General features: G+C 30.5%; 17 protein-coding genes, 2 tRNA genes and 5 pseudogenes. 15 read left to right on the forward strand and 9 right to left on the reverse strand.

Features of this window, described 5'->3' with window-relative positions:
* Positions 1-155 precede the first annotated feature (155 nt).
* Complete coding sequence (locus JJC05_RS08610; protein ID WP_235877224.1) at positions 156-1,142, forward strand: SPFH domain-containing protein; 987 nt, start codon at positions 156-158, stop codon at positions 1,140-1,142.
* A gap of 266 nt (positions 1,143-1,408) precedes the next feature.
* Here JJC05_RS08610 and JJC05_RS08615 read toward each other — a convergent pair whose 3' ends face one another.
* The gene (locus tag JJC05_RS08615; protein WP_088392360.1) at positions 1,409-3,097 is read right to left on the reverse strand and encodes a glutamine--tRNA ligase/YqeY domain fusion protein; all 1,689 of its coding nucleotides are present in this window, start codon (positions 3,095-3,097) and stop codon (positions 1,409-1,411) included.
* Between the two features lie 117 nt (positions 3,098-3,214).
* On the opposite strand from JJC05_RS08615, the gene folB reads away from it, so the two are divergent.
* Together folB and JJC05_RS08625 are read left to right on the forward strand one after the other, a co-directional pair.
* Positions 3,215-3,571: a dihydroneopterin aldolase gene (gene folB, locus JJC05_RS08620; protein ID WP_088392362.1), complete on the forward strand. Its 357-nt coding sequence runs from the start codon at positions 3,215-3,217 to the stop codon at positions 3,569-3,571.
* Between the two features lie 57 nt (positions 3,572-3,628).
* A tRNA-Cys gene (locus JJC05_RS08625) sits at positions 3,629-3,699 on the forward strand.
* A 187-nt stretch (positions 3,700-3,886) separates the two neighbouring features.
* On the opposite strand, the gene JJC05_RS08630 is transcribed toward JJC05_RS08625, so the two are convergent.
* The 4 genes and pseudogenes from JJC05_RS08630 to JJC05_RS08645 form a co-directional block, all read right to left on the reverse strand.
* Positions 3,887-3,971 (reverse strand) — tRNA-Ser (locus JJC05_RS08630).
* Between the two features lie 146 nt (positions 3,972-4,117).
* Positions 4,118-4,783: a GldM family protein gene (locus JJC05_RS08635; RefSeq protein ID WP_127823399.1), complete on the reverse strand. Its 666-nt coding sequence runs from the start codon at positions 4,781-4,783 to the stop codon at positions 4,118-4,120.
* A gap of 103 nt (positions 4,784-4,886) precedes the next feature.
* Positions 4,887-5,574 (reverse strand): annotated as a pseudogene (locus JJC05_RS08640) (LysE family translocator).
* A gap of 113 nt (positions 5,575-5,687) precedes the next feature.
* On the reverse strand, positions 5,688-6,365 hold the full coding sequence (locus JJC05_RS08645) for a head GIN domain-containing protein (protein ID WP_088392368.1): 678 nt from the start codon (positions 6,363-6,365) through the stop codon (positions 5,688-5,690).
* Between the two features lie 36 nt (positions 6,366-6,401).
* On the opposite strand from JJC05_RS08645, the gene JJC05_RS08650 reads away from it, so the two are divergent.
* Positions 6,402-6,623, forward strand: a complete 222-nt coding sequence (locus JJC05_RS08650; protein ID WP_235877225.1) for a hypothetical protein — start codon at positions 6,402-6,404, stop codon at positions 6,621-6,623.
* A gap of 86 nt (positions 6,624-6,709) precedes the next feature.
* On the opposite strand, the pseudogene rnr reads toward JJC05_RS08650, so the two are convergent.
* Positions 6,710-8,888, reverse strand: a pseudogene (gene rnr / locus JJC05_RS08655) (ribonuclease R).
* A gap of 842 nt (positions 8,889-9,730) precedes the next feature.
* On the opposite strand from rnr, the gene rpiB reads away from it, so the two are divergent.
* From rpiB to JJC05_RS08670, 3 genes and pseudogenes are all read left to right on the forward strand, one after another.
* Entirely contained in the window at positions 9,731-10,162 is a 432-nt protein-coding gene (rpiB, locus tag JJC05_RS08660; RefSeq protein ID WP_105195355.1) for a ribose 5-phosphate isomerase B, read from the forward strand.
* Between the two features lie 77 nt (positions 10,163-10,239).
* Complete coding sequence (locus JJC05_RS08665) at positions 10,240-11,154, forward strand: cation diffusion facilitator family transporter (RefSeq protein ID WP_235877226.1); 915 nt, start codon at positions 10,240-10,242, stop codon at positions 11,152-11,154.
* Positions 11,155-11,295: 141 nt separating this feature from the next.
* Positions 11,296-14,739 (forward strand): annotated as a pseudogene (locus tag JJC05_RS08670) (pyruvate carboxylase).
* A 39-nt stretch (positions 14,740-14,778) separates the two neighbouring features.
* On the opposite strand, the gene JJC05_RS08675 reads toward JJC05_RS08670, so the two are convergent.
* Positions 14,779-15,396, reverse strand: a complete 618-nt coding sequence (locus JJC05_RS08675) for a trimeric intracellular cation channel family protein (protein WP_235877227.1) — start codon at positions 15,394-15,396, stop codon at positions 14,779-14,781.
* Positions 15,397-15,472: 76 nt separating this feature from the next.
* On the opposite strand from JJC05_RS08675, the gene JJC05_RS08680 reads away from it, so the two are divergent.
* From JJC05_RS08680 to JJC05_RS19130, 3 genes and pseudogenes are all read left to right on the forward strand, one after another.
* The gene (locus tag JJC05_RS08680) at positions 15,473-16,522 is read left to right on the forward strand and encodes a hypothetical protein (protein ID WP_127823394.1); all 1,050 of its coding nucleotides are present in this window, start codon (positions 15,473-15,475) and stop codon (positions 16,520-16,522) included.
* 120 nt (positions 16,523-16,642) lie between these two features.
* Positions 16,643-17,427 (forward strand): annotated as a pseudogene (locus JJC05_RS17110) (ATP-binding protein); the annotation flags it as partial.
* A gap of 150 nt (positions 17,428-17,577) precedes the next feature.
* On the forward strand, positions 17,578-17,781 hold the full coding sequence (locus tag JJC05_RS19130; RefSeq protein ID WP_508625129.1) for a DUF4143 domain-containing protein: 204 nt from the start codon (positions 17,578-17,580) through the stop codon (positions 17,779-17,781).
* A 40-nt stretch (positions 17,782-17,821) separates the two neighbouring features.
* Here the strand turns inward: JJC05_RS19130 and JJC05_RS08690 are convergent, their stop codons facing one another.
* Positions 17,822-18,118: a DUF1294 domain-containing protein gene (locus tag JJC05_RS08690; protein WP_258129685.1), complete on the reverse strand. Its 297-nt coding sequence runs from the start codon at positions 18,116-18,118 to the stop codon at positions 17,822-17,824.
* A gap of 42 nt (positions 18,119-18,160) precedes the next feature.
* Between JJC05_RS08690 and JJC05_RS08695 the strand changes: the two genes are divergently transcribed.
* The 4 genes from JJC05_RS08695 (at position 18,161) to JJC05_RS08710 (ending at position 21,222) form a co-directional block, all read left to right on the forward strand.
* On the forward strand, positions 18,161-18,757 hold the full coding sequence (locus JJC05_RS08695) for a hypothetical protein (RefSeq protein ID WP_235877228.1): 597 nt from the start codon (positions 18,161-18,163) through the stop codon (positions 18,755-18,757).
* 197 nt (positions 18,758-18,954) lie between these two features.
* Entirely contained in the window at positions 18,955-20,397 is a 1,443-nt protein-coding gene (locus JJC05_RS08700; RefSeq protein WP_235877229.1) for a TonB-dependent receptor, read from the forward strand.
* Between the two features lie 19 nt (positions 20,398-20,416).
* Complete coding sequence (locus JJC05_RS08705; protein ID WP_235877230.1) at positions 20,417-20,722, forward strand: DUF4249 domain-containing protein; 306 nt, start codon at positions 20,417-20,419, stop codon at positions 20,720-20,722.
* 41 nt (positions 20,723-20,763) lie between these two features.
* Positions 20,764-21,222, forward strand: coding sequence for a DUF4249 family protein (locus JJC05_RS08710; RefSeq protein WP_258929692.1), 459 nt, complete (start codon positions 20,764-20,766; stop codon positions 21,220-21,222).
* 33 nt (positions 21,223-21,255) lie between these two features.
* On the opposite strand, the gene JJC05_RS08715 is transcribed toward JJC05_RS08710, so the two are convergent.
* On the reverse strand, positions 21,256-22,611 hold the full coding sequence (locus JJC05_RS08715) for a hypothetical protein (RefSeq protein WP_235877231.1): 1,356 nt from the start codon (positions 22,609-22,611) through the stop codon (positions 21,256-21,258).
* Between the two features lie 136 nt (positions 22,612-22,747).
* Here JJC05_RS08715 and JJC05_RS08720 point away from each other — a divergent pair.
* Positions 22,748-24,873 (forward strand): annotated as a pseudogene (locus tag JJC05_RS08720) (Tex family protein).
* The last annotated feature ends 30 nt before the right edge of the window (positions 24,874-24,903 follow it).

Genomic DNA, 24,903 nt, shown 5'->3' on the forward strand with positions numbered 1-24,903 from the left:
AATTCAAGTAAGTACCCATTAATCATCCAAATAGTCTTATTATTTCTTCTAAAATTTTGTTTCACAACGAAATCTAATGTTGAATCTTGGTTAAATGTAACAAAAACGTATTTACTACGTATAAATAAATATTTAACAAACTAATTATTTTTATTATGAGCTTACTATTTTTTGCTTTTATCATTTTTAGTATTACTTTATTTTTATCTTCATTTTTTACAGTCAAACAACAAACGGCTGTAATAATTGAACGTTTTGGTAAATTTCAAAGTATTAGAAACTCCGGTTTACAAATCAAGGTTCCATTAATTGACCGAATTGCGGGTAAAGTTAACTTACGAATCCAACAATTAGATGTAATTATTGAAACACAAACGAAAGATAACGTATTCGTTAAAATGAAAGTTTCAGTACAATTTAAAGTAATTCAAGAGCATGTATATGAAGCTTTTTATAAATTAGAATATCCACATGATCAAATTACAGCATACGTTTTTGACGTAGTGCGCGCCGAAGTTCCTAAATTAATTTTAGATGACGTTTTTGTACGTAAAGATGATATTGCCATTGCGGTAAAAAGAGAATTGAATGAAGCGATGATTGCTTATGGATACGATATTATCAACACTTTAGTAACTGATATTGATCCCGATATTCAAGTAAAAAATGCTATGAATCGAATTAATGCAGCCGAAAGAGAGAAAACAGCAGCACAATTTGAAAGTGAAGCACAGCGTATTAGAATTGTAGCAAAAGCACAAGCAGAGGCAGAAAGTAAAAAACTACAAGGGCAAGGTATAGCAGATCAACGAAGAGAAATTGCTAGAGGTTTAGTAGAATCAGTCAACCAATTGAATGAAGTGGGCATCAATTCACAAGAAGCCTCAGCTTTAATTGTAATTACCCAACATTATGATACCTTACAAGCAATTGGTGCTGATGCAAATTCAAATTTAATTTTATTACCTAATTCTCCACAAGCAGCTACAGACATGTTAAATAATATGGTGGCAAGTTTTACGGCTTCAAATCAAATTGCAGAATCAATGAAAAATACGGGAAGAAAACAAAAAGAAAATCTTAAAAAATTCCCAGAAGAAAATTTTGGAGACAATGATACTCCAAAAATATCTAAAAAATAAAAAAAGTGGTCAAAAGACTACTTTTTTATTTTAAAGCGTTTTAAGAAACTTTTTTATATCAACTAATAAAATCACCTTACTATATTTTAAAAATAGCTTAAAATAAAAATATGGAAGTTATTTTTTTAATTAAAATCTATTATTTAACAATAATTAATAAATAAAAATTATAATAAACATTACTTATTAATATCCTTTTTAATAATAAGTAATAATAATAAAAGCATCCTTTAGAGATGCTTTTATTATTTTAGGTATTCCAAAAATTATTCATCTTTACTTTCAACTTTAGCCCAAGTATCTCTCAGTCCAACTGTTTTGTTGAAAACTAATTTATCAGAAGTGGATTCCTTGTCAACACAAAAATAACCTAAACGTTGAAATTGGAAATGTTCTAAGTCTTTAACAGTTGCTAAACTTGGTTCTAAATAACCTTTAATAATCGAAAGTGAATTAGGATTGATAAATTCTTTAAAATCAACCTCTTTGTTTCCATCAGGATTTTCATGCGTAAATAAACGGTCATAAATACGAACTTCTGCCTCAATAGCATGATTAGCAGAAACCCAATGAATCGTACCCTTTACTTTACGCTTAGAAGCTTCAGTACCACTACCTGAGCGTGAATCTTCATCATAAGTAGCATGAATTTCTATGATATTACCCGCTTCATCTTTTACAACTGATTCAGCTTTAATAATATAAGCATTCTTTAAACGTACTTCACCATCTAATTTTAAACGGAAAAATTTCTTATCTGCTTCTTCTTTAAAGTCTTCTCTTTCAATATATAATACTTTAGAAAAAGGTACTTTTCTGAAAGTCATTACTTCTTCTTCTGGATTATTTTCAGCTTCTAACCACTCTTCTTGTCCTTCTGGATAGTTGGTAATGACCAATTTAACAGGATCTAAAACCGCCATAACACGAGGAGCTGTCTTATTCAAATCCTCACGAACACAGAATTCTAATAAAGAAACATCAATTAAATTGGTACGTTTAGCAATACCGATAGTCTTAGCAAAATTACGGATTGAAGCTGGTGTATAACCACGACGACGCATACCTGAAATGGTACTCATACGTGGGTCATCCCAACCTGTAACATGCCCTTCTTGAACTAGTTGCAATAATTTACGTTTAGAAACTACCGTATGTGACAAGTTTCTGCGAGCAAATTCACGTTGTTTTGGACGTGTTTTTGAACTATCATAAATGTTATCTAAAAACCAATCATATAATTCTCTATGAGGCAAGAATTCTAAGGTACAGAACGAGTGTGAAATTTGTTCCATATAGTCACTTTCACCATGTGCCCAGTCATACATAGGATAGATACACCATTGATTACCAGTACGATGATGATGCTCGTGCATAATACGATACATCAAAGGATCACGCATCAACATATTAGGTGATGCCATGTCAATTTTAGCACGCAAAACATAAGAACCATTAGGGAATTCACCGTTTTTCATACGGTTGAATAAATCTAAATTTTCTGCTACGGAACGATCTCGATTAGGACTATTTACACCTGGCTGTGTTGGTGTACCTTTTTGCTTTGCCATTTCTTCAGATGACAAGTTATCAACATAAGCCTTACCATTTTTAATTAAAACGACAGCCCAATCATATAATTGTTGAAAATAATCCGAAGCATAACATTCCTTATTCCATTGAAAACCAAGCCACTCTACATCACGCTTAATAGCATCTACATATTCTTGCTCTTCTTTAGAAGGATTTGTATCGTCAAAACGAAGATTAACTGGTGCCTTATAATCTAATCCTAAACCAAAATTTAAACAGATAGCACTAGCATGGCCTACATGTAAATAGCCATTGGGTTCCGGTGGAAAACGAAAACGTAATTTATCGTTAGACAAACCATTTTTCAAGTCTTCTTCAATGATTTGTTCTATAAAATTCAGTGATTTTTCAGTATTTGACATCTTAATTTTTATACTTTTGACAAAGATAGAAAAAAGAGTTTATAAGTTTAGATGTTTAGTAGGTTTAGTAGACTGATGTTATCGTTTAAATATAAACTCCTAAACTTAAAAAAAGTAATGGGAATCATAAAATTAAAGAACATCCGTACATTTTCGAATCATGGTTGTTTAATTGAAGAGAGTAAAATAGGGAGTCAATACCGAGTGGATTTAGAAATTGAAGCTGATTTGACTTTATCAGCACAAACCGATAGGCTAGGAGATACGGTAGATTATGTTCATTTAAACAAGATTGTAGTAGAAGAAATGGCTATTCGATCGGAATTATTGGAGCATGTAGCTCAAAGAATTATCGACAGAACGTTAAATGAACTAGAATTAGTGGAAAAAGTTACGGTGGAAGTAGCAAAAATTAACCCTCCTATAGGCGGTGATGTTCAAGAAGTTACTATTTTATTGACAAAAAAAAGATAAACTTTTGGTTTGAATCCTTTTAAAATTTAAACTTTTCACTATATTTGCAATCGCAATGGCGTCGTGGCCGAGCGGCTAGGCACCGGTCTGCAAAACCGTCTACCCCGGTTCGAATCCGGGCGATGCCTCAAAACCTTCCAAGAAATTGGGAGGTTTTTTTTATACTTCAAATCTAAAGTCAACCCTATTGTAAATAAAAAACCACGAATACACGAATAATTTATAAACTAATATTCGTGTATTCGTGGTATTAATCAATACATTTTGAGCATAAAAAAGGTCTGAAAAATCAGACCTTTTAACCTATTTAGCTTGCGGAGAAAGAGGGATTCGAACCCCCGGACCTGTTACAGTCAACAGTTTTCAAGACTGCCGCATTCGACCACTCTGCCATTTCTCCAGTATATCTCGCATTACTTCCGTATTGCGAGTGCAAATATAAGACAGTTTTTTATATTTGCAAACTACTTTTAGTCTCTTGTTCTAAAAAAATATATATTATAATATAAATACCTAAATAATAGAACGTTATAAGCATACAAAAAATTAAACTTTTTTAATTTTTATCATAGGAGTCTTAGAAATAGCTAAATTTAAATCTGATAAAAAGGTAATTTTATGAATTTGAATTAATGTCCCTTTATCCTTATTTAATATCGCTTCATAAACTTCTGCTGGTATTTTATTCCCTTTAACTTCAAAACTGTCTAAAAATTCACCTGCTATATTAGTCAAATGCAAGCGAAATCCTGTAACAGTAATGTTATAATCCAATAAAAAGTCAATCAATTTAAAGGTAATTTCAGCATTTAATAATTCTTTAGTAGGAATTTCTAAAACACAATCACTATTAATACATCCCTTTTGATTAACTAATAAAGCGGCTAAAGGCAAATCTTTTACTCGTAAAATATGTTCTTCAATTACTTTTGTACTATCAGAAGTGTTTATTTCCACAAATACTTTGGTTTCCTTGCCATTTTTTGGTTGAAGGGTATAGTTACCATCAACAGATTGAAATAATGCCTCTCCTTTAATCTTAAAAGGTTTTGAATCTTTTACCTGAATAGAAATTGGATTAGGAATACCTTTATACACAATATTCAATTTATTTAAACCTATTAAAGAAAAATTGGGTTTAGAAGTAGTAATAGAATCATTTTGACCATAAAGAACAAAGGGTAAAAGAATTAGAAGTAAAAATTTTTTCATATTAGTTTATTTAGATTAAGGGGTTATTTATTTGGCATGAAATTACCAAAAATATAATAAGTATTTTGAATATTGATTATACAAAAAAAGAGTAATGTTACCATTACTCTTTTTCTATTTTTTCTATCGTATCTTTTACAAACTGTTTATCAGAAGGAAACCAACCTTGGGCTAATAATATGGCTCCAAAAATGATTAACAATATAGCACTCACTTTTTTTATTTTTATGATATTAATTGGAGTAAGTTTAGAACGCAATTGTTTTGCTGCTAATATTTTACAAATATCAGTACTTAAATAGGAAACTATAACAGTAGTAAAAAACCAAAAAACATTTGAACTATCCATTTGCAAACGAGGACCAAAAGTAATGATAATTAATAACCAAAATCCTAATACGCCAATATTAATAAAGTTTAAAAGAAAACCTTTGATAAATAAGCTAAAGTAATTTTTTTTAATTAAATCAACTACTTCTTCATCTTCTTCGATGCTTTTACTAGCTTTATATAATTTGGCATAGGAAATGATACCATAAGCCAACATAACAATACCTCCAAATATGAATAAGGCTGGATCATCTTTTAAACTTTGAATTAAACGATAACTGCCTAGATAAGCTAAACCTATAAAGAAAATATCTCCAAGAACGACCCCTAAATCAAAAAACAAAGCAGCTCTAAAGCCTTTTGTTATACTGGTTTCTAATAGTACAAAAAAAAACAGGTCCTATCATAAAGCTCAAGAAAATACCTAAAGGAATTCCATTGCTTAAAATATATTGCAACATAAATTAACTGCTAGAATGAATTGGCAATTTAATTCTATATTCTCAAAAAATCTAATTTTTAGTGATTTTAAGAATATTTTATTTTAAAAGATCTATTAATCAATATACTTACATTAATTTTTGTCTTTACGTATTATAATATTTCCTCCGAAAATAGTTTTTTGATTTACTTGTTTAGGTTTTCCATATATCATAATGCTCCCACCAGCTCGTGCCTTAGCATCCACTATATCATAAGCTTTTATATCTATTTGACCACCAGCATTTACTGTTACTGTAGCTTGTTGTGTTTCGCAATTAATAGCATTTAAAATTCCACCTGCTGTAGAAACGGCATCTATATTTTGTGTTTTTCCAGCTAATTTAACGACAGCCCCACTAGAGGTTTTAATGTTGATTTTAGAAGTTTCTAGTATTAAATCTACTTTACCTCCTTCTTTAGCTATAATATCAAAGATGGATGTTTTTAAATTAACTTCACTACTTATAAAACTTCCTTCATTAGCTTCTACTGCTTTTAGGTCTTTAAAATAAATAGTGGCCTTAATATCATTCCCTTTTAGCATTTGTCCAAAAGGCATACGAACTTTCAATTCGCCGTCTTTATTAACCAATTCCACGGCTTCGGAATTTGTTCCTGTTAATTCAATTTTATTTTCATTGGAAGGAACCAAATGAATTTCAATTTGGTCAAATCCAGTTACTTTAGAAATGGTTCCTAATGATTTGCTGGTTTGTGCGCTCATCAAACTTACAGCAAATAAGGAAAAGGCTATTACATGTTCTTTCATAATTATATAAAAATCAATAAGGTAAACAATAGAAAAATGATTAACTCAACAACATTTAATTTACTTCTTGATTTAATGATTGCTTTTAAGACTAAGTCAAAAGCAATCAAACCCAAGGCAAGAAAACCAAAAATTATTTTTCCTAAAAAAATAAATCCTTTACCACATCCACCTACTTTTCCTTCTGGATTTATAAAAATTATAAACAGAAAAAATAGAAATGCTAATAAGTTAAAAACAGAAATATTCTTTTTATAAAATTCATTAACATTTAAAATTTTGTACTATTTGAAAATTAACTTCATTCTTCAATTCAAAACTGCTACTGAACACTGAATAAGCTATTAATTTCTTCTAATAAAATGATAATCCAATTGTTTTTTCACTAAGTCAGCATTCTTCACTTTTACCCAAACTTCATCACCTAACTGCAATAAATCTTTAGTTATTTGACCAACCAAAGCATATTGCTTTTCATCAAACGTATAATAGTCTTCTTTTATTTCACGAATGCGAATCATACCTTCACATTTGTTTTCAACAATTTCTACATAAATCCCCCATTCAGTTACTCCAGAAATAACACCTAAAAACTCTTGATCTTTGTGGTCTTGCATGTATTTCACTTGCATGTATTTGATAGAATCGCGTTCGGCATTTGAAGCACTATTTTCCATATTGGATGAATGCACACATTTTTCTTCATAGGCTTCTTCATCGGCACTTTTAGCGCCATCCAAATACTGTTGTAGCAAACGGTGTACCATAACATCAGGATAACGACGAATAGGCGAAGTAAAATGCGAATAATAATCGAAAGCTAATCCGTAATGTCCAATATTGTCGGTAGAATATTTGGCTTTACTCATGGTTCGGATAGCTAAAGTATCCACCATATTTTGCTCTTTTTTCCCTACAACATTTTCTAATAAACTATTCAAGGATTTAGAAATCGTATCTTTTGATTTGAAATTTAACGAATAACCAAACTTAGAAATGACACCTTGTAAGTTCATTAACTTGTTTTCATCTGGTTCATCGTGAATACGATACACAAAAGTTTTCTTTTGTTTCCCAATGAATTCAGCCACTTTTCTGTTAGCTAACAACATGAATTCTTCAATCAGATGATTAGCATCTTTAGCTATTTTAAAATATACACCAACAGGTTCATCATTTTCATCTAATTTGAATTTAACTTCCACTTTATCAAAAGAAATCGCACCATTATTCATACGGTTTCTTCTTAAAATTTTAGCCAATTCATCTAATTTTAAAGTAGCTTCAACAATTTCATTTTTAACAATATACTCCTCTCCAGACAATGAAATTTCAGCTGGAATGCTATTTCCTTTGGTCTCAATGATATGTTGTGCTTCTTCATAAGCAAAACGTTGGTCAGAATAAATAACCGTACGACCAAACCATTGGTTTACCACTTGTGCTTTTGCATTGATTTCAAATACAGCTGAAAACGTATATTTTTCTTCATGCGGACGTAACGAACATGCGAAGTTACTCAAGACTTCTGGCAACATAGGTACTACACGGTCAACCAAATATACTGAAGTAGCGCGTTTGAAAGCTTCATCATCAAGGATAGTTCCTTCCTGCACATAATGCGATACATCGGCAATGTGCACGCCAATTTCATAATTTCCATTTTCTAAAACTTGGAAAGAAAGCGCATCGTCAAAATCTTTGGCATCCTTCGGGTCAATCGTGAAAGTCAATACGTTACGCATATCACGACGCTTCGCAATTTCATCGGGTTGAATGGAAGTATCCAACTTTTTAGCATAGGCTTCCACTTCTACTGGGAAATCATAAGGCAAACCATATTCTGCAAGAATGGCGTGAATTTCGGTATCATGTTCACCGAGGACGCCCCAATACTTTTACCACCGTTCCAAAAGGAGAATCGGCTTTTTTAGGCCAATCTTCAATTTTTACTAAAACAACATCACCGTTTTTAGCTTCTCCCATTTTTTCTTTTGGAATAAAAATATCGGTGTACATCTTTGGATTGGCAGTAGTTACAAATGCGAAGTTCTTTTGAACATCAATAACACCAACAAATTCCATGCGTTCACGTTCCACTACTTCAATCACTTCAGCTTCTGGACGTTTTCCACTACGACGGTTGTACACATACACTTTTACCTTATCCCCATGTAAAGCATGATTCAAATTGGCAAAAGGAATAAACACATCTTCCTCAAAATCTTCACATAACAAATAAGCCGTTTTACGGGTAGTCATATCAATAATCCCTTCATAGTAATCCTGACTCTGTGCTTTTACAATATATTTACCGGGTTCTATTTCAAGAATTTGTTTTTTAGAAGCTAAAATTTTTAAATCTTTTATAATTTCATTTCTACTTTTAGTATCATCTACATCTAAACGAGCTGCAATTTGCTTGTAATTAAACGGCTTATTAGGTTCTTTAGAAAGTATTTTCAAAATTTTTCCCGAAAAGTCTTTTACTCCTTTACTAAATCTTCTAGGCTTTTTACTCATCTTTAATTTTTAAATATCGCTGAAAAGTACAAAATAGTTATAAGTTACAAGTTATAAGTTACAAGTTTTAATATAAAACTAACATTTGAAAAAAATACATCTATTTATCTTTTTCAAAAAATTAAAGTTTTTAACAATAACTAAAAAAATAAAAAAGAAGATTTTTAAAAAAATAAAATTTGATGATTATGATAGGATGTTAATAAGGCTTAAAACTTTTTAATTTATATTTTGATAATTGAGTTTTATGAAGTTATACAACGATATTAACAGTTTATTAAATGATTAATGTATTGTTTTTTAGTTATTTGGTGTAGGTTATTAACAATTGTTTGTTTTTGTGTTTTGGTTCTTTTTTTTAAAAACTTAGATTGTTAATTGTTGTTAATAACTATAAAAAAGCATTGGATATTTTTTCTAAAAGTTGCTAAAACTTTTCTTGCGTAATCAGAAACAATTTTCAATTGTAAAAAAAACAATATCCTCCAAAAAAAGTTTTATTTTTCTCTTAATACTTATTAACAATTTTTATTAGACGACAAACCCTTGAAAATCAAGACTGTTTTTTGGTTTGTTAACAACCTAAAAAACGCTGTCTTTTTAAATTTATAAATCATTGAAAAATAAGATTTTACGTTATTAACTACTTTGTTAATAACTATGTAAGTATTTGATTATTAGAAGATTATTGTAATGATACAAGATATGTGTATAAAAACCTTATTTATATCAAGAATTACAAAATGTAATATAGTTACCTTTTACTAAAATAGCTAAAGAGTAATGTATAAATAATGTATTATTATTTATTTTTGTAGTATACAAAACAACGTTTAATTATTATGATTATTTCAATTGGAAACGACCACGCAGGTCCTGATTATAAAAATGCTATTGTACAATATTTAGAAAACAACGGCCATACGGTAATCAATCATGGCACAGACGCTTTTGATAGTGTGGATTATCCTGATTTTGGACATCCAGTTGCTTATGATGTGGAAAGTAAAAAAGCTGATTTTGGTATTGTAATTTGTGGAAGTGGTAACGGAATTGCTATGACGGCTAATAAACACCAAGATATTCGTTGTGCTTTATGTTGGACTGTAGAAATTGCAGAATTGGCGCGTCAACATAACGATGCGAATGTGATTAGTATTCCAGCACGTTACACTTCAATTCCTCAAGCAGTTGCTATGGTGGAAGCTTTTTTAGATACACCATTTGAAGGAGGAAGACACGCTAATAGAGTAAAGAAGATAGCTTGTAAGTAATTTTTTAATAATAATTCTTTTAATGTCATTTCTTCTAAATGGAGAAGTGACTTTTTTTGTCAATAAAATTGTAATTTATGTCGAACTCCCACCGTGATGTCCACATTCATAAACACGAAGTAAAAGGTAAGAATTTAGTTTTTTCTATTTTCTTAAATATGTTAATTACTATTGCTCAAGCAATTGGAGGCTTGTTATCAGGAAGTTTAGCATTAATATCAGATGCGTTGCATAATTTTTCGGATGTATTGTCACTTGTTTTTAGTTTGGTGGCGCATAAATTATCCAGAAGAAAAGCATCGATAGACCAAACTTTTGGTTACAAACGTGCCGAGCTAATTTCGGCTTTTGTCAATGCGATGACTTTGTTAATTGTTGCCGTTATCTTAGGCTTTGAAGCTATCAAACGATTTTTTCATCCTGAGCCCATTCAATCTAATTTGGTAATTTGGTTAGCACTTTTAGGTATTGTTGCGAATGGACTTTCGGTACTTTTATTACAAAAAGATGCAGAACATAATTTGAATATGAAATCGGCTTATCTGCATTTGTTGACCGATATGATGGCGTCGGTTGCGGTTTTGGTTGGTGGCTTACTGATGAAATTCTATGGATGGTTTTGGGTAGATAGTGTAATGACTTTGTTAATATCTATCTATTTGATTTATGTGGGTATCGATTTATTAAAATCTTCTACTAAAATGTTGATGCTCTTTACACCAGAAGAAATAGATATTAAAACAATAGTAAGAGAAGTACATAAAATTCCGTGTGTAGGTAAGTTACATCATATACATGTATGGTATTTGAATGAAGAAGAATTGCATTTAGAAGCTCATTTAGATTGTGCAGAAGATATTAGAATGAGTGAATTTAACGATTTACTTCACCAAATAGAAAGTGTACTTTTTCAAAAATTTGGGATAAATCACATTAATATCCAACCCGAATATAAAAAAGAAGACCCTAAGGAGTTTATTGTACAAGATTAATTAGATATTGTATTACTACCATATAATTTATTTGTTATGAGTATATTGATTGGTTAGAAGAAATGTTATTTTAATATTTTTTATTATGCGTGCATAATAAAAAATTATATATTTACGTTTTAACTACAACAATATAACAAAATGAAAATTACAACTATTACGAAGCTACTAGTAGCTAATCGTGGAGAAATTGCTATTCGTGTATTTAGAGCAGCAACCGAATTAAAAATTAGCACCGTAGCCGTTTATACTTTTGAAGACCGTTATTCATTACACCGCTACAAAGCCGACCAAAGTTTTCAAATAGGCGACGAATCAGAGCCTTTAAAACCTTACTTAGACATTGAAGAAATTATCAAAGTTGCCAAAGAAAATCAAGTAGATGCAATACATCCCGGTTATGGCTTTTTATCTGAAAATGTAGATTTTGCTAGACGTTGTCAAGAAGAAGGAATCATTTTTGTAGGGCCAAGGGTAGAAGCAATGCTGCAATTAGGTGATAAGGTAGCGGCAAAAAAAGTTGCGAGAGAAATAGGAGTACCTTTAATTCAGGATTCTAAAAAAGATTTAGTAACTATTGAAGATGCATTACACGAAGCACAAGCTATAGGTTATCCAGTAATGCTAAAAGCGGCTGCAGGTGGTGGTGGAAGAGGAATGCGTGTGGTTCACGATGCAGAGAAAATGCAAATGGCATTTGTTAATGCTAAAAGTGAAGCAAAAAAAGCTTTTGGCGATGATACGATGTTTATTGAAAAATTTGTTGAAAACCCTAAACATATCGAAGTTCAAATTTTAGGTGACAATTATGGAAATATAGTGCATTTGTATGAAAGGGATTGTTCCGTACAAAGACGATTTCAAAAAGTTATAGAAGTTGCCCCTTCTATTTTAAAACCTGAAACAAAAGAGAAATTATTTGATTATGCTACTAGAATTGCTAAACACGTAAATTACAGCAATGCAGGGACTGTTGAGTTTTTGGTTGATAAAGAAGAAAATATTTATTTTATTGAAGTTAACCCTAGAATTCAAGTAGAACATACTATTACAGAAGAAATTACAGGTATAGATATAGTACGTTCTCAAATTATTATAGCGGCTGGACACCCTTTAACCCATAGTCAAATTTTTATCCACAAACAAGAAGATATAAAATGTAATGGTTGGGCAATACAATGCCGAATTACTACCGAAGATCCAGAAAATGATTTTAAACCAGATTACGGAACTATTATTGCTTATCGTAATGCAGGAGGATATGGAATTCGTTTAGATGAAGGAAGTTGTTATCCCGGAGTAAAAGTTTCGCCTTTTTTCGATTCAATGTTAGTCAAAGTATCTTCAAGTGGAAGAACTTTAAAAGGCGCTTCAGATAGATTACGTCGTACTTTAGAAGAGTTTAGAATAAGGGGTGTAAAAACAAATATTCCGTTTCTTATAAATGTAATGTCTAATGAAACGTTTAGAAACGGAGAAACTACGGTAAACTTTATTCAGGATAATCCTAGTTTATTGATTCCCTAGATACGGTTATTCAAAAGATAGAGGAACAAAGCTTTTAAAATATTTAGCAGAATTAAGAGTAAATGGCCACCCTGATGTGAAATATGTTGATAAAACGAAAGTTTTTAGAAAACCCATTGTACCAAAAGTTGATTCTGTTGAATATCCTAAAGGAACCAAAGATATATTAACAGAATTAGGGAGAGATAAATTCATTGAATTTATCAAAAACGAAAAGCAAATATTTTATACTGATACTACATTGCGTGATGCGCATCAATCTTTATTAGCCACGCGTTTGCGTAATAATGATATTATGAAAGTTGCGGAAGGTATAGGTAAAAATTTCCCTGAATTGTTTTCGCTTGAAGTTTGGGGAGGAGCTACCTTTGATGTTACGATGCGTTTTCTTCACGAAGATCCTTGGGAACGTTTACGTATGATTCGCAAAGCAGTGCCAAATGTTTTACTCCAAATGCTTTTTAGAGGAAGTAATGCCGTAGGTTATGCTGCTTACCCTGATAATGTAATTGAGCAATTTATTATAAAAAGTGCCGAAAATGGAATTGACGTATTCCGAATTTTCGATTCATTAAACTGGATTGAAGGCATGACTCATAGTATAAAAGTGGTTCGTGAAAAAACGAATGCACTTGCAGAAGCTTGTATTTGTTATACAGGTGATATTTTAAATCCAAAACGATCTAAATTTAATCTGCAATATTATGTTGATCTTGCTATTGCTTTAGAAAAAGCAGGTGCACATATGTTGGCTATTAAAGATATGGCAGGTTTATTAAAGCCTTATGCGGCTGAGGTTTTGATAAAGGAATTAAAGAAACATATTTCCATTCCTATTCATTTACATACGCACGACACCTCTTCTATACAATCAACAACGTACTTAAAAGCTATTGAAGCAGGAGTCGATGTGGTTGATGTGGCATTAGCTTCTATGAGCGGACTAACTTCGCAACCTAACTTTAATTCGATAGTAGCTATGCTTCAAGGAACGGAACGAGAATGTCCTATCGATTTAAAAAAATTAAATGAGTATTCTAATTATTTTGAAGTGGTTAGAGAATATTATTATCCTTTTGAAAGCGAGTTAAAGGCGGGTACTGCTGAGGTTTATGATCACGAAATTCTGGCGGACAGTATTCTAATTTATTACCTCAAGCGCGTGGTTTAGGATTAGAAGAAAAATTCGAAACTATAAAAAATAATTATGTGGTCGTAAATGAATTATTTGGCGATATTGTAAAAGTAACCCCTTCTTCTAAAGTAGTAGGTGATATGGCTTTGTTTATGACATCTAATAATTTAACAGCAAAAGATGTTATGGAAAAAGGAGAAACCTTAGCTTTTCCTGAATCTGTAAAGCAATTATTTAGGGGAGAATTAGGTCAACCGTTTGGTGGTTTTCCTAAAGAACTTCAGAAATTGATTTTAAAAAATGAAGTGCCATTTACTAATAAACCAAATGCGCATTTGCAACCAATTGATTTTGAAATAGAATTAAAAAAACTTAGAGAAAAATTTGACGATACACTTACAACCGAAGATTTATTGTCATATATAATGTTCCCTAAAGTTTTTGAAGATTTTTATAAATTCCGACAATATTTTGGTTTGGTAGAAACATTACCTACACCACAATTTTATTATCCGCTTCAATCTAATGAAGAAGTTTTAGTAAATTTAGACTTAGGAAAAAATCTTCTAATTAAGTTCAGTTATATGGGTGAACCTAATGAAGAAGGTTTTAGAGAAGTGTTCTTTAAAATTAATGGGCAAACTAGAAATATACTTGTAAAAGATAATGCAATACAATCAACTAAAGTTTCAAATGTAAAAATAGCTGGAAGCCATGATATTGGAGCACCTTTACAAGGCAAACTAGTAAAAATTTTAGTTAGCGAAAATGAAGAAGTCCAAAAAGATACACCGTTATTTATTATTGAAGCAATGAAAATGGAAACCACAATTTGTGCTCCACAAAAAGGAATAGTCCAAAAAGTTATACTGAAAGAAAATTCTATGGTAGAGCAAGATGATTGTGTACTTCAAATGAAGTAATTTTTTTCAAGGGCTATTTTTATTTGAATAGCCCTTTTATTAAATTATCGGCAATTGTAATTTTCTTCTAATCGCATAAATACGAATCGAAGCGGTAATTAGGACACTTAAAATCATATTGGTTTCTGATTGAATTTTATAATTTACCATAATTAAATAAAAACCGCCTCCAATAATACATGCGGTAGCATATAATTGACCGAGTTTTAACAAGGCAGGAACTTTATTACATAATACATCACTTAACAAACCACCAAAAGTTGCCGTAATAATTCCCATAATTAAAGCATAACCATCAGAAATGCCATTTCGTAAAGTTACTTGTATTCCGACTACCGTGAATAGTCCAATACCAAAAGCATCTATCCAAAAGATTAATTTTTTGATAAGACTTGAATTCAATTTGAAGAAAAAAGTGATAATTGTTGACCCCAATACAATGAAAATTGCTACGTTATCGTGTACCCAATTAACAGGTCGTACGCCAATTAGCAAATCGCGTAGTGTACCACCACCATACGCCATACAAAAAGCAAGTACTGATGCTCCAAAAATATCAAAACGTTTGGTTCTTGCTTTTAAAACACCTGTAACAGCAAATACAAAAACGCCTGTGTAACTAAAAATTTGTAGGGTATCCATAACTTTTTTCTGCAAAGATATAGACGAATTCTGTAATAAATAATAGTATATTTACTTATAACAATGTAGAAAAAAATGTTATATTTTAATTATGTCTTCTGATAAACCTTTATTTAAAAAACAGTATTACCCCATCAATGAGGAATTGTATACTTATTTAGAAAAATACCGTCGTTTGACTAAAACGAATGTGTTTTACGACGACTTGCTCCGCTTTCAAGGTTCGATTGTGGTATATGATGCCAAAGGAAATGATTCTCTTTGGGTTCGTGTGTATTATAACGAACATGAAAAGGCTGAAATGGATTATAATTTAAAGAAGATTTATACTTTATTGCATGCTGATGGTGATGAGAGTAAGATTCAGTTTTTGAATGTTGACCATATAGATTTCTGTACTTTCGGGAATTCAAAGCCTTTCCGTGTTAAAGTTCGTAACATTCTTAACGATAATTACACCCATTTTTATGTCAAAAAAGCCGACGCTTCGCGTATCTTCGGTTTAGAACTAGAAGATATATTATCGCCTAATCGCATCAATTATTTGGTTTTTAAAGACACACTTATTGAAGAGCATATTGTTGGTATTCCGGGTGATATGTTTTTGCAACATCATCTTAAAAATTGTACGGAATCCGAAAAAGCACAGATAGCCAAAGAGTTTGTAAAATTCAATGAACGTTGTATGATAGGGTTGTTGGGTGATATGCGTTCGTATAATTTTGTGGTGATTCCTATTTATGATTACGACCATTTGGTTTTTAAAATTCGCGCTATCGATTTTGACCAACAATGTTATGAAGGCGATTTCAAATTGTATAAACCCCATTTATTCAAAGAGAATTTTTTATTCAGTCAATTGGTAAGTGATAAATTAGAAGCGAATTCAATAGAACAATATCAAAATGAAGAACGCTCGGTTATGGTTAAAAGAATGGTTGGTTCAGAAGAGCGTTTAAACGATTTATTGAAAGCCATGCAATCAATGGAGTTGTCATCAAATGAAAAACTTCAGCAACTTAAACAAGAAATTTACCAATTTACCCGTGACGTAAATTTCAAAAAAGCCCATTCCATGGGTGATGTTATCGCTTCAGCACTACATTTTATGAAGCGAAATTACCGTAATAAGACTTCGTGATTGACTGAATTTATATAAATTGCGTCAGTTTATTGACTGAATTTATATAAATTGCGTCAGTTTATTGACTGAATTTACATTTTTTTAGTACCTTTGTGTTGTAGTATAGAATAAAAAGCTATGGCACATTATTATAAAAGAGCCGTTTTTGACGATATTGATTTGTTATTGCAACCTAATAAAGTACTTATTTTATTAGGAGCAAGACGTGTGGGCAAGACCCAACTAATTAATCAATATCTAAAAACAACCAAAGACAAGTTTTTACATTTGAATGGAGAAGATAGTGTTGATGCTCGTTTGTTAGAAGATAGAAGTGTAGCGAATTATCAAAGATTGCTACAAAATACCAGTTTGTTAGTCATAGATGAAGCACAAAACGTGCCTGATATTGGTTTCATATTAAAGTTAATTGTCGATTCCATTGACGGAATTAAGGTTTTAGCTACTGGTTCAAGTATGTTTGACTTGAGTAATCAGTTGGGTGAACCTTTGGTGGGGAGAAAAAATACGTTGTATTTATATCCATTTGCACAACTGGAATTAGCTAATTATGAAAACTACAAACAAACCACTGAAAAATTAGAATTACGTTTGGTTTACGGTGCCTATCCTGAATTAGAACATTTGGATATTACTTACGATAAGCAGAAGTATTTACGTGAAATGGTAAATTCATATTTATTGAAAGACATATTGACTTTTGATGGTATTAAGAATTCTAATAAAATTTATGATTTGTTGCGTTTGATAGCTTTTCAAATTGGTAAAGAAGTTTCGCTACAAGAACTGGGTAATCAACTACAGATGTCAAAAATACAGTAGAACGGTACCTCGATTTATTAACCAAAGTATTCATACTTTTCAAAGTAGAAGGTTTTTCAAAAAATTTGCGTAAGGAGGTAACCAAGAGCAGTCGTTGGTATTTTTATGATAATGGAATTAGAAATGCTATTATTCAAAATTTTAATAGTTTTCAAAACCGCACTGATATAGGTGACTTATGGGAAAACTATTTAGTTTCTGAACGTATGAAGAAACAGCATTATCATAAAATGCATAGAAACAATTATTTCTGGCGTACCTACGACCAACAAGAATTGGACTGGTTAGAAGAAAACGCTGATGACTTGGCAGGTTTTGAATTCAAATGGAATGAAAGTAAGAAAGCTAAGATTCCAACTGCTTTTGCTAAAGCCTATCCCGATGCGACTTTTGAAGTGGTGAATAGGAAAAACTATTTAGATTTTATACTGTAAAACAATTGCCCTTTTGAATAAAGAATTTGAAAGGGCTTTTTTATCGCAACAAAAAATAAATCCCAACTACATTAACGATAAAGATAACTACAAATCGCCAAATAAAACTCATTTTCGACGTTTTGTGTTTGAATACAAACATGCCTAATAAACCACCAAAAGCTCCACCTATTAATGACATGCCTAACAAATCTTTTTCGGGTATGCGTCTTTTGTCTTTAATTGCTAAGAACTTGTCAATACCGAATAAGAATAACGAAATGATATTTACTGCTAGTAGATAAGGTAGAAATATTTTCATTAAATCAATGATTTTAAAGATTTCAAAAGTAGTCATAATAGTTATATTTGTTAATTAAATTTTAAAATATTAAAACCGTTGAAAGCCATTTTTTTATACTCTACACTATTTTTAAATACATTTGCTTGGACTCAAAATACTTTTCAAATAAAAGGTGGTATAAAGGATATAAATAAGAGAGCAATTTCGGGATTAGTTACTTTTACTGTTAAAGATTTTAGTGAAACTATTGCAACAGATAGTTTGGGTAATTTCAATTTTAAAATAACGGGAGATAAACTATATCTTAAAGTAGAAGCAGAAGGTTATACAAATTATGAATCTGATTTTAAAATTACTAAGGATATATATATAAATATTATTTTAAAACAAAATCCAAAAATTAATGAAATTATAATTAATGAAGATAGAAGAAAAACATTATTTAAAAACGAAAAGAGTATTTTAAAACTGAATATACCTCAATTGAACGAGTTACCTTCTTTAACAGGTACTCTTGATGTTTCAAAAATGTTACAACTAACCCCGGTGTTCAAAATTCAGGTGATGTTAATGGCTATTTATACATTAGAGGAGGCGATGCAGGACACTCTATTTTTAAATATAATGATGTACCGGTTTATGGTTCTACTCATCTTTTTGGAATATTTCCCTATTATAATTCGTTTCATTTAAGTGAATTAATTTATGATAAATCAAACTTAAATTCTGCCAATGGTAATACTTTAGGGGCTTATGTAAACACTAAGAGTAATATTTTAACTAATGATAAATTTAGTTTTCAAGCGAATTTAGGTTTACTAGCTTCACAGTTTAATATAAAATTACCATTTAAAAAGTCGATGTTCTCTTTATCATATCGAAAAACTTATATGGATGAGTTCTTTAAATTATTGGATATTAAAAATGATGTAAACTATGATTTTCAGGATGTTAATTTTTCTTCTTCACATAAAATAAATAATAAATCTAGTGTTATTTTTGATTTTATGACAAGTAAGGATAACTTGAAATATAATAGTCAAGAGTTATTTGCTGATATTAATTTAACTTGGAAAAACTATATTGGGACTACTCAGTTTAATTATAAAAAAAACGAGAAGCTTAAATTTTTTACAAACGCATATTTTTCTAAGAGTTTATCTATAATGAATATATTTCAGCATGATTTATCTATAAACATAAATGCTTCCATTGTTGATTTTGGCCTAAAAAACACGATTAATTATAATATTTATAAAATAAAATCTGAAGCAGGACTAAGTTATAATAATTATTCTATTTCTCCATATAATTTAAATTTGAGTAATTTTGGATTTATACCCAAAACAAAATATGCGGATACTAATTCTAACTTATTTTCAATTTTTCAAGATTTCAATTTTTTTATAGTAGATAATATACATATTAAATCAGGAGTTCGTTTCAATTATTTTAATCATTCTAATATAAATAAATATTCTTTTGAACCCAAACTAGGTATTTATTTTAATGAAAAAGGCAGTACAAATTATTATATTACTTTAGCTCAAAAAAACCAACATTTGAGTTTAGTTACTACTTCTAGTATAGGAATTCCAACTGATTTTTGGATTGCATCTACCAATAATATACCTTTTCAAAAATCAAAAGAGGTCTCTTTTAGTATAAACCATCATTTTAATAAGAATGTTATTTTAAATTTTGATTTTTTTTATAATGAAATGAAGAATGTATTAATTTATCCATTAGCACTTTCTCAATTTAATGAAGCCTCTTCTATAGAAAAAGATATTTTTATAGGTAATGGTAAAGCTTATGGTTTGGAGCTTTTATTGAAGAAAGAAAATGGCAAATTTAAAGGATGGATGAGTTATACTTGGAGTAAATCATTACGAAATTTTCCTGATATAGATGGAGGAAGTAGTTTTTATGCTAAATATGATAGGAGACATAATTTGTCTACAACTTTAACATATAGTTTTACTCCAAAAATTATAGTAGGATTGACACAAATAGTAAGTTCGGGAAACCGATTTACTTCTTCAGATCAGATTTATTTCATAAACAATGTACCTGTAAAAGAATATAATCAATACAATAAAGCTCAACTTCCTTTTTATAATAGGACAGATCTTTCTTTTAATTTCTGGATTATTAAAAATGTACAAAAAGAAAGTAAGATTACCTTTAGTATTTATAACTTATTTAATGTCAAAAATCCAGTTTATCAATCTATCAATTTTGAAAAAAATGAAGAACAATTATCTATTACTAAAACAGATAAAGTATTTTATAAAATTATCCCCTCGATTAATTGGTATTTTAAATTTTAGTTTAAAAGTTACTGTAATTATGTTTTCTTTTTATTCTTGCCAAGAAGACACAAATAGTACAAAAGTTTCAGAGTCCAAATTAATCGTTGAAGGTTGGATTGAAGAAAATGGTGTGGCAAATGTAATTTTATCAAAAAGTATACCCACTAACACTAATTTTAACCAAAATAATATTGATAAATATTTTATAAGAGCAGCTAAAGTGACTGTTTCAGATGGGATAAATGCTGAAATATTGCATCTAAAAATGGTAAATGGTTATATTCCTCCTTTTATTTATACAGGAGAAAATATAATAGGTAAAAAGGATTTACTTATACTTTAACGATAGAATTTAATGGAAAAGAATTAAGAGCTGAAACAACTATTCCTGAATCTGTATCGATAAAAGAATTAGCTATTGAAAAAATAGATGATTTTAAAAGAAAAATAGGAATAGCGTTTATAGATCCTGATAGCAAAAATTATTATCAAATAGCAACTAAAATAGTGGGAAAAGACTCATTATTTATCCCGACTCTATATGGTACAATTGATGACGAAACATTTACTACAAAAAATGTAAAGTTGAATTTACTAAAAGGCATTCAATTTTATCCAGTAGAAAATACCGAAACCTATTTTCCATCAGGTAAAATTGTAGAAGTAAAATTAAGAACATTAGAAAAAAAGAGTTATGAATTTTGGAACAGCTGGCAAAATGATATTTTAAATGGCCAAAATCCATTGTTTCCAGCCACTTTTAATCTAAAATCGAATATAAAAGGAGGCTTAGGAATTTGGGCTGGTTATGGTGCTGATACAAAGGTAATCAAAATGAAATAGTATAAAAAAAGCTGTCAAAGACAGCTTTTTTATTTATTTATTAAAAAAAGTTATAAAATCTTCTATTTGATTTTTTAAAGAATCAAAACCAGTAGAAAAATACACATTCATTGCAACTACTGAATTATCATTAAATTTTAGATAATACTTAACATCGTATCGTTCAATTTTTTGAAAAACGGTTCCCATACTAAATTCCCATGTTCCATTTCTCCAAACAAAAGGTATATTAGTTGAAGATACGAGTTCAGATTTTGCTACAATATCAGCAATTTTATTTTTATCCTTTTTAGAAACTAAAACCAATTTGCTATATTTATTATAAAGTTCAGCTTTTAAATCGCTTATTTTTTTGCTTCTGTCATTAAATTTTATATAATAATCAGATGAAAAATAATTAGGTTGAGGAATACTGCTTTCAGTTTTTTCAAGTTCTGTTGTAATAGATTCAATATCACCTGATCCTAAAATAGCAAAATTATCTAGAATAGTTATCAAAGTGTTAGCCTTACCATAATCTGTTGATGAAGAATTATGATTATTTAATAACTGATCAATGTTACCACTTGAATCAAAATTATAGCCTAAAATAGATTTACCATTATATGTTAATAAAGCACTAGCAACGGATGGAGAACTATTTCTATTGTTTTTGATTTCTAAAGCATAACCATCGTTTAATGTTAATTTTAAATTAGATATTGTGGGAATATGATTGTTGTTATTGTATGTATTTACAACACTAATATTTCCAGAATCAATACCTTTTATTTTAATTGTAGCATCAACAGTTAAAGGCAAATGAATTTTATCTAATACTTCATTCGATACTAAAACAGGAACCGCATATCCTACATTTGCATCATATACCCATTGATAACGCTTAGGAGTATCAATTATGTCAACTTTAATAGGTGAAGCTGTTGCGTTTAAAACTACTTCAGCGTCGTTGATAGTTCCTGAAATTTTAGAAGGATATCTAAAAGTTAAGTTATTATTTGAAACTGTTTTTTCCCATTTTTTAATAGCATTATTCCAAGTATATATACCAAAAACATCAGATACATTAAAAATATCACTTAAGCCATTATTATTTTTACCACCTACGATATCAATTCTATTAATTTCTAATAAATTATCTAAATTTTGAATGGCTTCTATAGCTGAAGATGTTTTAGTTTTATCAAATTCAGTAATCACTGATTTTGCTTCACTTTCTAGTTTTAATTTTTGCTGCTCAGGTGACAAAGAAGAATAAGGAGCGTTCAGTAAATTAATTGTTGACACAGGAGTTTCTTCAATTGCTTCTTCATTTTTTGAACAACTGAACAGAAACTGTAAGGTTATTAAACCTAAAAAATTTTTTTCATATAATGTTTGTTTGATCATGCAAAAATAAATTTTTAAATAAAAAAACAGTAAGAAAATACAGAATATTACATCTTAAATAAAAAATAATATCCTGATTTAAAATTTTACATTTTTTAATTTATATGGTATTTTAGCACTCTTATTTTTTTATGAAATGACAAACATTGACTTTATACTACAGAGAGTACAAACGGCCGCAAAAAATATTCAAAATACACTCGAACTACTTTCACAAGATTGTACGATTCCTTTTATTGCTCGTTATCGAAAAGATACTACTGGTAATCTGGATGAGGTGGTGATTGAACAAATAGCCAAATTAAACAAGCAATACGATGAAATTGTAAAGCGTAAAGAAAGTGTTTTAAATTCGATTACAGAACAAAACGCATTAACTCCCGAATTAAAAAATAAAATGGAAGCCAGTTATGATCTTCAGGAAATAGAAGATTTATATCTGCCTTATAAGAAGAAAAAGAAAACGAAAGCTGATGTGGCTCGCGAAAAGGGATTGGAACCTTTCGCTAAAATAATTATGTCACAACGTAATGATGATGTCGATTTTCTAGCTAGTAAATATTTAAATGATCAAGTAGTCAATGAGGAAGAAGCCCTTCAAGGAGCTCGTGATATTATAGCCGAATGGATTAACGAAAATATTTTTATTCGTAAAAATCTACGCCGTATGTTTCAGCGAAAAGCTGAAATTACAACTAAGGTAGTGAAAGCAAAAAAAGACGAGGAAGAAGCGCAAAAGTACAATCAGTACTTTGAATGGGCAGAACCTATAAGCAAAGCTCCGTCGCATAGATTATTAGCGATGCTTCGTGCAGAAGCCGAAGGTTTTGTAAAATTGAATGTCGAAATAGAAAAAGAAGAAGCCATCAATTTTATTGAAGACAACATCATTAAAGGAAATAATAGCACGACTTCACATATTGAATTAGCTATCAAAGACTCGTACAAACGATTATTAGAACCTGCTATTTCTAACGAAACCTTACAAGAAGCTAAAGAAAAAGCCGATATTAAAGCAATTGATGTTTTCGCAGGGAATTTAAGTCAGTTGTTATTAGCACCACCATTAGGAGAAAAACGAATTTTAGCCATCGACCCCGGATTTAGAACGGGTTGTAAAGTGGTTTGTTTGGACGAAAAAGGAGATTTACTGTATAATGAAACTATTTTTCCGCACGCACCTCAAAATGAAACCACGATGGCGATGAAAAAAATAAAATCAATGGTCAATGCCTATAATATCGAAGCCATTTCGATAGGCAACGGTACCGCGAGTCGTGAAACCGAATTTTTCATTAAAAAAATTGCCTTTGACAAGCCTGTTCAAGTATTTGTCGTTTCAGAAGCAGGAGCTTCCGTATATTCAGCATCAAAAATTGCAAGAGAAGAATTTGCAAACTACGATGTTACCGTTCGTGGTGCCGTTTCTATAGGACGCCGTTTGTCTGACCCTTTAGCCGAATTGGTGAAAATTGATCCAAAATCCATAGGAGTAGGGCAGTACCAACACGATGTAGACCAAACCAAGTTAAAAGAGGAATTGGACACCACGGTAGTACGTTGCGTAAATTCGGTGGGGATTAACATCAACACAGCAAGTAAATCGTTGTTGAGTTATGTTTCTGGAATTGGTGAAAAAATGGCAGAAAACATTGTCAATTACCGTTCAGAAAATGGTGCGTTTGAAGAACGAAGCCAACTCAAGAAAGTCCCTCGTTTAGGAGATAAAGCGTTCCAACAAGCAGCCGCTTTTATCCGAATTAAAGACGGGAAAAACCCATTAGATAATTCGGCGGTACACCCAGAATCGTATAAAATGGTTGAAAAAATGGCCAAAGATTTAGGAATCAAAGTAGCCGAATTAATTGGAAACAAAGAAAAGATAGACAAAATAAAACCAGAAAATTATATCTCTGAAAGCGTTGGTATTTTAGGTATCAAAGATATTTTAAAGGAATTAGTAAAACCCGAGGACTAGACCCACGCAAAGTGGCAAAAGTTTTTGAATTTGACCCGAATGTAAAAACCATCGCCGATGTTCGCAGCGGAATGATTCTGCCCGGTATAGTGAATAACATCACGGCATTTGGTTGCTTTGTTGACATTGGAATTAAAGAAAGCGGACTCGTACATATTTCCCAACTCAAAGAAGGCTATGTAAGTGATGTAAACGAAGTAGTAAAATTACATCAACACGTACAAGTAAAAGTCGTTGAGGTGGATGAAGCTAGGAAAAGAATCCAGTTAACGATGATTTTGTAAAACATTAAAAAAATCCCAAATTCCATAGTC

Source organism: Flavobacterium davisii, assembly GCF_019565505.1.
GTDB lineage: Bacteria > Bacteroidota > Bacteroidia > Flavobacteriales > Flavobacteriaceae > Flavobacterium > Flavobacterium davisii.

Bases quoted from the DNA above. Each gene is read 5' to 3' on its own strand.
- JJC05_RS08650 (WP_235877225.1), top strand. From the start codon at position 6,402: ATGATTAACTCAACAACATTTAATTTACTTCTTGATTTAATGATTGCT.
- JJC05_RS08645 (WP_088392368.1), bottom strand. From the start codon at position 6,365: ATGAAAGAACATGTAATAGCCTTTTCCTTATTTGCTGTAAGTTTGATG.
- JJC05_RS08690 (WP_258129685.1), bottom strand. From the start codon at position 18,118: ATGACTACTTTTGAAATCTTTAAAATCATTGATTTAATGAAAATATTT.
- folB (WP_088392362.1), top strand. From the start codon at position 3,215: ATGGGAATCATAAAATTAAAGAACATCCGTACATTTTCGAATCATGGT.
- JJC05_RS08665 (WP_235877226.1), top strand. From the start codon at position 10,240: ATGTCGAACTCCCACCGTGATGTCCACATTCATAAACACGAAGTAAAA.
- JJC05_RS08700 (WP_235877229.1), top strand. From the start codon at position 18,955: ATGGATGAGTTCTTTAAATTATTGGATATTAAAAATGATGTAAACTAT.
- rpiB (WP_105195355.1), top strand. From the start codon at position 9,731: ATGATTATTTCAATTGGAAACGACCACGCAGGTCCTGATTATAAAAAT.
- JJC05_RS08715 (WP_235877231.1), bottom strand. From the start codon at position 22,611: ATGATCAAACAAACATTATATGAAAAAAATTTTTTAGGTTTAATAACC.
- JJC05_RS08615 (WP_088392360.1), bottom strand. From the start codon at position 3,097: ATGTCAAATACTGAAAAATCACTGAATTTTATAGAACAAATCATTGAA.
- JJC05_RS19130 (WP_508625129.1), top strand. From the start codon at position 17,578: ATGCATAGAAACAATTATTTCTGGCGTACCTACGACCAACAAGAATTG.
- JJC05_RS08635 (WP_127823399.1), bottom strand. From the start codon at position 4,783: ATGAAAAAATTTTTACTTCTAATTCTTTTACCCTTTGTTCTTTATGGT.
- JJC05_RS08610 (WP_235877224.1), top strand. From the start codon at position 156: ATGAGCTTACTATTTTTTGCTTTTATCATTTTTAGTATTACTTTATTT.
- JJC05_RS08705 (WP_235877230.1), top strand. From the start codon at position 20,417: ATGTTTTCTTTTTATTCTTGCCAAGAAGACACAAATAGTACAAAAGTT.
- JJC05_RS08680 (WP_127823394.1), top strand. From the start codon at position 15,473: ATGTCTTCTGATAAACCTTTATTTAAAAAACAGTATTACCCCATCAAT.